This window comes from Pseudarthrobacter sp. MDT3-1, from assembly GCF_054510755.1.
This window is the reverse complement of record NZ_JBTNDX010000055.1, coordinates 1-7,431: the sequence shown is the minus strand read 5'-3', so window position 1 is coordinate 7,431 and position 7,431 is coordinate 1. Positions and strand designations below refer to the sequence as shown.

Sequence of the window (7,431 nt, the reverse complement as noted above, 5' to 3'; positions counted from 1 at the left end):
ATGAAAGGCACCCTCACCGTGAAATAACACCCCGGCAGAAGGACGCAGTACACCGGGAACGAAGTGGGGTCTGGAACGGAGATATTCGTTTCTTCGTTACCGGCACGTGCGTCCCGAAGGGTCTGCGCTCGTGTTCCCGGATCGAGGTTTCCCTGGCCCGGTTGCCTTCCACGCGGCAACTCACCGATGCGGGGACCGGCACATGGGCGGGTCTCGGGCATGCCCAACGGTATCCCCAGGTGGTCCTACAAACCCCAGGGCTTATCCCAATACCGTTTACTTAGCGTAGGTTCTGTTAATGTTGCGGTATGGCTCGCAGCGGATGGATTAAGCCCGAAACCCCGGAACGTCTGAGTGATCACGTCTCTCTGGGTGTCCTGACGCGGGCCTTCCCACCCGATGTGGTCGACCGGGTGATCGCACGCACCGGGGCGGCCCAGATGCGGAACAGGCTGCTGCCGTCGCGGCTGATGGTCTATTACGTGATGGCTATGGCCTTGTTCGCGGCCGGCTCGTATGAAGAGGTGATGCGGTCGCTGCTGGCGGGCATGGAGTGGATCACGGGCCGTTTCAGGGATTGGCAGATGCCGACGAAAGCCGCGATTTTCAAGGCGCGCACGCGGCTTGGCCCGACGGTGATGGCTGAACTCTTCGCGGAGGTCGCCAAGCCCCTCGCAGCACCGGGAAGCAGCGGATTTTACAAGGACTGGCGGCTGGTCAGCGTTGACGGGACGTGCCTGGACATCGCAGATACGCCCGCGAACGAGAAGTACTACGGACGGCCAGGGACGGCCACCTTGATCAAGAGCGCGTACCCGCAGGCGCGGGTGCTCGGACTCGTGGAGTGCGGCACGCACGCGGTGATCGGGGCCGTGGTCGCCGGCTACGACACGGCCGAGCAGGACATGTTCCCGGGGCTCCACGCGGACCTGGACGCCTCCATGCTGCTGATGGCCGACCGCGGGTTCTTCAGTTACCACGCCTGGAGGGACAGCGCCGCAACCGGCGCGGCACTGTTGTGGCGGATGCGCGCGAACAATGTCCTGCCGGTGCTCGAGGAACTGCCCGACGGCTCGTACCGATCGGCGGTCTACGCCAACCCCAAGGCCCGCCGGAACAACACGGACGCAATCCCCGTCCGGGTGATCGAATACACCGTCACCACCGGCGAGAACGCCAGCGATTTCCGCCTCATCACCACCATCCTGGACCCGGACACAGCACCGGCACAGGACCTGGCAGACCTCTACGGGCGGCGCTGGGAAATCGAGTCCTGCTTTGACGAACTCAAAACCCACCAGCGCGGCCCCGGAATCGTCCTGCGCTCCAAAACCCCAGACGGGGTCCTCCAGGAAATCTACGGCTACCTCTGCGTCCACTACGCCCTGCGGTCCCTCATCGGCGAGGTCGCCCTGCTGTTCGAGGAAGATCCCTTACGATTTTCCTTCACACGCACCCTCCGGGCAGCCCGGCGAACCCTCGCCGACCGCCCGGCTTTTTCCCCCTGACCGACTCAAAAAAGCCTTCGCCAGCTTCAGCGGCGAGATCCTCCACGACCTCCTGCCACCACGCCGACAACGGACCAACCCCCGCGTAGTGAAACGCAAGATGTCAGGCTGGCCACTCAAACGAATACCCAAACTTCTTAAGTAAACGGTATTGGGGCTTATCCGCGCTTTCCGGGCTGCGTTGCATCGAAGAACCGCAATTCCTCGCTGTTTTGGCCCGTACCCACGCCCGTTTCTTTCTCGCGGATAAAATCCAGATCCTCACGGGAAAGCAGCATCTGGCCGTGCCCGTCGACGTCGACGTGCCCCGCGGAATTTTGCTTGATCATGGCAGTGACAGTGCGCGGCACCATCACGCCTCCCGGATTATCCAGGAGCCACTGGCGCGTCTCTGAATCAAGTCGGTCCCATGATTTTGTCAATCTGACTTGAGCCCACTTTGGTGGGAAATCGCAGCTTGATCGGGGCCGCCATGAACCAGGTCGCGGAGGCGGTGGGGCCCCGGAATGTGACCGTTCCGTTACGCCGATCCCGGCAGGGCGCCGGGTACTCGAAATCAGGGGACCGGCCGCCGCCTGCTGCCAGCCAGGAACACCCCATGATCCCGGGACCCTTATGGATGGACCGGGCTCCTGCCCCCTCTCAGGAGGTGGGCAATCGCTGCCTCACCGGCGTGTTGCCGGGAACCGGATTCCCGGGTTTTCTGCGCCCGGCCAGAAATCCGGAAGAAGGCTTGGACGCTCGGAGGTGCAACGGGGAAGTCTGCCCGTTGGGTCAAAGCGGGCGGGAGGCGGCCGGGTCCAGGGTGTGCAGCGCGGCGCCGGTCACGATGCCGTAGGCCAGGTGCGGGATGATGTCGCTGGCCCAGTCCGCGGGAGACCAGGTGCGGGGATCGGTAATTCCGAGAACGGTCATAGGGCCGTTGCTGCCGATCAGTGCGCCGGCCGCCGCAGTCAGTGACGAACCGAGGAGTCCGGGCCGGTATCCGGCCTCCCGGACAAGGCCGAGGACCGCGCCGACGCCGACGCCGACGACAAGTCCTGTCAGCGGGCCGAGCCCGGCTAACCGGTTCGTGCGTTCTTCCTCGGTGCCCGGGATCTTGACCCCTGTGACGTCGGCCAGTTTTTCGACGGTGGCCTCGGGTGTGCTGCTGGCGGGGCGGGCACGCCAGACCATGTCCAGGTAGGTGAGGGTGTTCAGGGCTGTGGTCCCGGCGGCGCCTGCTGCGGCCCCGGTGGCCAGTGCGCGGACGATTTTCATGGCTGCGGGGACAGCCCGAGTTGGGTGAGCATGCCCAGCTGGTCGCTGCTGCCCCAGCGCTCGACGAGTTTGCCGTCTTCGAAGCGTCCGATCTGCATGCCCCGGATTTTGAAGCTCCTGCCGGTGGGCGGGTGGCCCATCAGCGGCCCCTGATGTGTCCCGGTGATCGTGTAGGCGAACGCGACGTCGACGTCGGTGGCTGTGAGGTGTTCGACGTCGAGGTGCAGATCCGGAAAAGAAGAGCGCAACCCTGTGAACAGGTCCTTGAATCCCTGCGGGCCCGGTCCTTGTCCCGGTGCCGGGTCGTGGTCGACACAGCCGGCCGCGACGACGTCGTCGAATTCTTCGAGTTTGCCGCTGTTTACAGCGGCGCCGAAGCGCTCCTGGGCGTGGATATTGGCGTCCCTGGTCATGAATCCTCCGTTTATGGTTGTTAGGCCGGTCCGTGCGGAACGGTCCTTGTTGTCATCTGTCATCGTGCGCGCTGGTCTGCCCGGGAGCAAGGGCAGTGGGATCGGGTTCGGCCGGGCCTGCCTGGGTCCGGGACTCCAGGCCGGCGGGTCCGCCGCCACCCTGGACAGCCACCGGCACGCCCGCAAGACCCGGACACGGCACACGCGGCCGCGACCCCCGCCGGCACAAGGCTGCCTGAACCGCGCCAGTGCAACTCCCCGGGCCAAGATGGATAGGCCCGGCTTGAGCGCACGGCAAACACAGCCAGTCCGTACTTCGTGGTGGGTGCTGGGGGCTACTTGTTGCGTTGGTGGCAGTCACTCTGGTCACGGATTGGGACCGGCTGCGAGATCCACTGCTTAAAGGCACCCCAGCCTCAGGCCTCAGGTAACGCCGGCGATTGCCGTTTCATGACATGAGTACCTCGCCAGACCAAAATCCAAGGGTCGGAAGCAAGGACTGCAAGTGACCACCCTCGCACATACTCCATCGGTCCTCCTCGCGGAGTCGTGGATGATGTCCGCAACGTACGGTGCAATGTTCCAGGTGAACCGCTCTTTGTGGATAAATGTTTTAGCGGGACAGGCCGTTCTTGCTCCTCTCAGAGCCCACTGTTGCCTCTGTGCTCGACCTTCTGGCCTTGGTGGCGCCCTTGCCCATAGTCACCGCTGCGCTGGGGTGTGTGCCCTCGCTGCGAGCTGCCGCGAGGCGTCCGCGTATCTGGGTCTCATTCGCGCCGCTGTTTTCTAGGGACTCAGCGAATTTTTCGTGGTGTTCGGCCGAGCCGTAGTCGGCGGCTGACGTGCTTTCTGCTTTGAGGCCCTGGTCTTTGAGCCGACTGCTTTCGTTGCCGGTGACGCGGTTCTCGATTTCGCGGCCGACGCCTTCCATGCGGGCAAAGAGTTCCTTTTCCGCGCGTTCGTACCGCTGCTCCACGGGCGTCCGCTCGGAGCCTTTGAAACCGCCCTCGGCCAGGAGCTTGGCCTCGTGCATCTCCTTGGCAGCCTTCACGAACTCGGGATCCTCGAAGTGCGAGTCGCCGGCACCGTTGACGTTCGCGGTGGTCTCTTTCCGCAGCTGGTCCATGTCGGGACCGTTGATGCCGTCCTTGCCGATGAGGAACATGCGTTCCTTCACGATGGCGTCCGCTGCCTCTACCGCTGTGGGGGTCTTCGCGGTGTGCGCGGTCTGCAATGCCTGGGCCAGCTCGGGGTTGGCCAGGTACTCCACGGGCACCTGGTGACGCTCCATTTCCGGTGCCAGCTTCGCGGCCTGTGCGCGGAGTTCTTCCGCGCGGGCTGCTGCGAGCAGCTGCATGGCCTTCTCGTGTTCGGCGGTGGCCTTGCGCGTCTCTTCCTGGCTGCGCGCCAGTTCGTCCTGCCGGGCCTTCTCGGTGGTGATCGCCTGAATACCTGACTCCAGGTAGGCGGCGTCTGTGCCGACGTCGTGGGTGTCGATCCCGTACCGCGTCAGGACCTCCTGACGGATCTTTTCCGACGCTGCCAGCGCGGCCGGGTCGTGGTCCTTCCAGCCTTCGGCGACGGCGTGTGCCGTAGCAATGTCGTTTGGCTGTGCCTTGTCCCACCACTGGTCCTTCTCGACGGGCGCCAGTGCTGCGTGGGCGGCGCTTCGTTCGGCGGCGAGACGGGCCTGGGCTTCGTGCGCCACCTGGGCGTCTTGGTGTTCCTGGTGCCGCTGGGATTCCTGCCGCCGCCGGGCCAGGGTCTCGGCAATACGGGAGGCGATCATCAGCGACTGCCGCAGCCCGCCGTCCAGGACATCATCCATTCCATCTGATTCACTCATGCTGTTCCCCTTGCAGTTGGTGGTGGTCTTTATCGGTCGAGGCCCGGCCCGGAGTCGCGTCGGCTGAGTTGGTAGGTCTTGGCCGGTGTTGGCGTTGATGGCACCACTGATCCCGGACGGATGGGCACCATGCCACGCCTGGCAATATCAATCGCCCTGGGCGGCACTGCTGACTCCGTGGCTTGCTGCTGCCCGGCACCCACCGGGACAGCCTTCGGCATGGTTCCGGTGAACGGAGCCAGCTGGTGCTCGACCACTGAGCGGATGCGTTGCGCTTCACGGGTCCGCCCAGATTGGGCATGCATTTCGTAGACGGCAAAGGCGGTGTTGATCAGCTGCACCATGAGTGCCGTTTGCGCCGCCGTCTTGTTCTTGCTCGATGCGGCCATGAACAACATGGCGGTACCGGCAATGGAGGGCAGCGCGACGGGTTTGCTGTGCTGTCGTGGTGCGCGCAACTGCGCCGTGCGGGACAGTTCAGCAGCGGTGGCCGCCAGTGGCCCGGGCGTCGGTTCGAGCCGGTAAGACCATGCCGCGAACGCTCCGGAAACTTCCCGTGCGGCCTTCGCCCAGGTTGCGTGATCGTCACGCGGGATGGTGCGTAGCTGGTCTGCCAGGGCGGTGGCGTTACGGGTGTATTCCACCCATGCTTCTGCCGGTGGCGTTGCGTTCTCGGGACCGGTCTTGGAGACCGTGCGCTTGTTGCGTGCCGCCGCGTTCCACTCGGCTGCAGCATCGGTCGCCAGGTGTGGTGAGTCCATCCATTCTTCACGGAGGGCACCGAGTTTCAGGTCAGAGGCGAGGGTGCCGCCTCCGAACCAAATAGGACGCTCCCCCTGGGTGGGGCGTTCGGCTACCGAGTACCCAACAATGACGTCGGTGGTGTTCTTGGCGTAGCGGGGACGGACGAGCATTCCGGTGTCGCGGGCCCGGCGTACGAACTCCGCTTCGGTTGCCGAGGCGCTGGCGCTGGCGCGTACTTTCCGTGCCAGTGATGACCTGTGCATTTCGCGGTCATCCCTGACGGCGGTGGCCTTCTCGGCCCGGTCGTATCCACGGGTGGCGTGCACCATGGAGAGCTGTTCCAGACCGTACTTGACCTCAAGCTCGCGGCAGGTCTGCTGTGCACGCTTGTAGTCAGCATGCGTGGATGCTTTGGTGCCGTCCTCGCGGACAAGAGACACTGCCAGGTGGATGTGGTGGTTCCCGTTTTCGGACGTGCCGTGGTTCACCGCGGCCCACCGGCACCGTGCTTTGCCGCTGGCTTCGGTGAAGCCCATAGAGTCAACGAAGTCGTTGGCGATATCGCCCCACTGCTGGTCCGTCAGTGCACCCTCTTCGGCGCGCAGGCTGAGGGAGCAGTGCCACACGCTGGCATCCTTGTACCCGACGTGCACGCGCTCCTTCTTCGCCGCGTCCCACTCCATGTCCTTGATCTGAACCGAGACACCGAACATCTTGCGCGGCCGGTCCAGATGCTTGGCAATGGCCAGGGCATCGTCGCGGTCCAGCACACCGTCGTCGTACCACGCCATGATGGCAGCGTCACCGGCAACAAGGTGCGGATCCTGGTGGGCGTTCTTGGTCTTGTTCGCATCGGTCGATGCCAGGTAAACCATGAGCCCGCCCATACGTGAACCGCGAGTGATGTTCGGAATCATCCCTGCATCAGCCCGTCAATGGCGTCGTCAATGCGCATGGCTACAGTGCGAATGTGCTTCAGCGCTTCGCGGGCTTCAACAGGGAACTCGCTGGTGGCGTTCGCCTGCCGTGCGAGCTGGTTGATGTTGTTGGACGAACGGGCCAGGAGATTGTGCAGGGACATCAGTTCCGCTGCAATGGCGCGGCGTTCGGTCGGTGAATCGGAGTGCTCCGACAGCGCGGACGAAATCAGCAGGTTCGGAACGGTGACCTTCTCGCGCTCAGCCCTGGCGACGAGCGCCGCTTCTTCCTCCACAGTGACCCACACGTCACGGCGCTAGCCCTGAATGACCAGATCGATGAGGAAAATAGTCAATGAGCGTTGTCATCGGAGTGGATTCCTCCACCCAGTCCTGCAAAGTCCTCGCTGTGGACGCCCAGAGCGGGGACGTCATTTCTTCCGGGGCGGCTGCCCACCCGGACCGCACATCGGTGGACCCGCAGGTCTGGACCTCCGCCTTGCGTGAAGCATGGCAGGCAGCCGGCGCGGACCGCCTGGGTGGCTCCGTCGCCGCCGTCAGCGTTGCCGCCCAGCAGCATGGAATGGTCGCCCTCGACAGTTCCCGAAAACCCGTGTATGACGCGCTGCTGTGGAATGACACCCGCAGTGCAGCGGATGCGGCGCGCCTGCGGGATGAACTGGGACCCGAGGGGTGGGTCGACGCCGTCAACCTTGTCCCGGTCGCTTCGTTCACCATCACCA

The 7,431-nt window shown here is 64.3% G+C and carries 8 protein-coding genes; 2 read left to right on the top strand and 6 right to left on the bottom strand.

The genetic code is table 11. The features are described 5' to 3' along the window. The first annotated feature begins 308 nt into the window (after positions 1-308). The gene (locus tag ACX80X_RS20840; protein WP_252603849.1) at positions 309-1,508 is read left to right on the top strand and encodes an IS4 family transposase; all 1,200 of its coding nucleotides are present in this window, start codon (positions 309-311) and stop codon (positions 1,506-1,508) included. Positions 1,509-1,666: 158 nt separating this feature from the next. On the opposite strand, the gene ACX80X_RS20835 is transcribed toward ACX80X_RS20840, so the two are convergent. The 6 genes from ACX80X_RS20835 to mobC all read right to left on the bottom strand — a co-directional run bounded on the left by ACX80X_RS20835 (position 1,667) and on the right by mobC (position 6,996). Continuing rightward, positions 1,667-1,837 (bottom strand): hypothetical protein, encoded by a 171-nt coding sequence (locus ACX80X_RS20835; protein ID WP_252603852.1) that lies wholly within the window; start codon positions 1,835-1,837, stop codon positions 1,667-1,669. Between the two features lie 445 nt (positions 1,838-2,282). Beyond that, on the bottom strand, positions 2,283-2,768 hold the full coding sequence (locus ACX80X_RS20830; RefSeq protein ID WP_252603855.1) for a hypothetical protein: 486 nt from the start codon (positions 2,766-2,768) through the stop codon (positions 2,283-2,285). Next, a complete protein-coding gene (locus ACX80X_RS20825) occupies positions 2,765-3,181 on the bottom strand; it encodes an ester cyclase (RefSeq protein ID WP_252603856.1) in 417 nt (138 codons plus the stop codon). Before ACX80X_RS20825 ends, ACX80X_RS20830 begins: the two co-directional genes overlap by 4 nt. A 613-nt stretch (positions 3,182-3,794) precedes the next feature. Then, the gene (locus ACX80X_RS20820) at positions 3,795-5,027 is read right to left on the bottom strand and encodes a hypothetical protein (protein ID WP_252603859.1); all 1,233 of its coding nucleotides are present in this window, start codon (positions 5,025-5,027) and stop codon (positions 3,795-3,797) included. Between the two features lie 29 nt (positions 5,028-5,056). Beyond that, on the bottom strand, positions 5,057-6,688 hold the full coding sequence (locus tag ACX80X_RS20815; RefSeq protein ID WP_252603862.1) for a relaxase/mobilization nuclease domain-containing protein: 1,632 nt from the start codon (positions 6,686-6,688) through the stop codon (positions 5,057-5,059). Next, positions 6,685-6,996, bottom strand: coding sequence for a plasmid mobilization relaxosome protein MobC (gene mobC / locus ACX80X_RS20810; protein WP_252603864.1), 312 nt, complete (start codon positions 6,994-6,996; stop codon positions 6,685-6,687). The genes ACX80X_RS20815 and mobC overlap by 4 nt, the downstream gene beginning before the upstream one ends. Before the next feature lie 47 nt (positions 6,997-7,043). Here mobC and ACX80X_RS20805 point away from each other — a divergent pair. Continuing rightward, positions 7,044-7,431, top strand: a 388-nt coding sequence (locus tag ACX80X_RS20805; RefSeq protein ID WP_459313261.1) for an FGGY family carbohydrate kinase, incomplete at its 3' end; no start/stop codon positions are given.

Excerpts from the sequence above, each read along its gene's own strand:
- ACX80X_RS20840 (WP_252603849.1), top strand. The coding sequence starts at position 309 with ATGGCTCGCAGCGGATGGATTAAGCCCGAAACCCCGGAACGTCTGAGT.
- ACX80X_RS20835 (WP_252603852.1), bottom strand. The coding sequence starts at position 1,837 with ATGATCAAGCAAAATTCCGCGGGGCACGTCGACGTCGACGGGCACGGC.
- ACX80X_RS20830 (WP_252603855.1), bottom strand. The coding sequence starts at position 2,768 with ATGAAAATCGTCCGCGCACTGGCCACCGGGGCCGCAGCAGGCGCCGCC.
- ACX80X_RS20825 (WP_252603856.1), bottom strand. The coding sequence starts at position 3,181 with ATGACCAGGGACGCCAATATCCACGCCCAGGAGCGCTTCGGCGCCGCT.
- ACX80X_RS20820 (WP_252603859.1), bottom strand. The coding sequence starts at position 5,027 with ATGAGTGAATCAGATGGAATGGATGATGTCCTGGACGGCGGGCTGCGG.
- ACX80X_RS20815 (WP_252603862.1), bottom strand. The coding sequence starts at position 6,688 with ATGATTCCGAACATCACTCGCGGTTCACGTATGGGCGGGCTCATGGTT.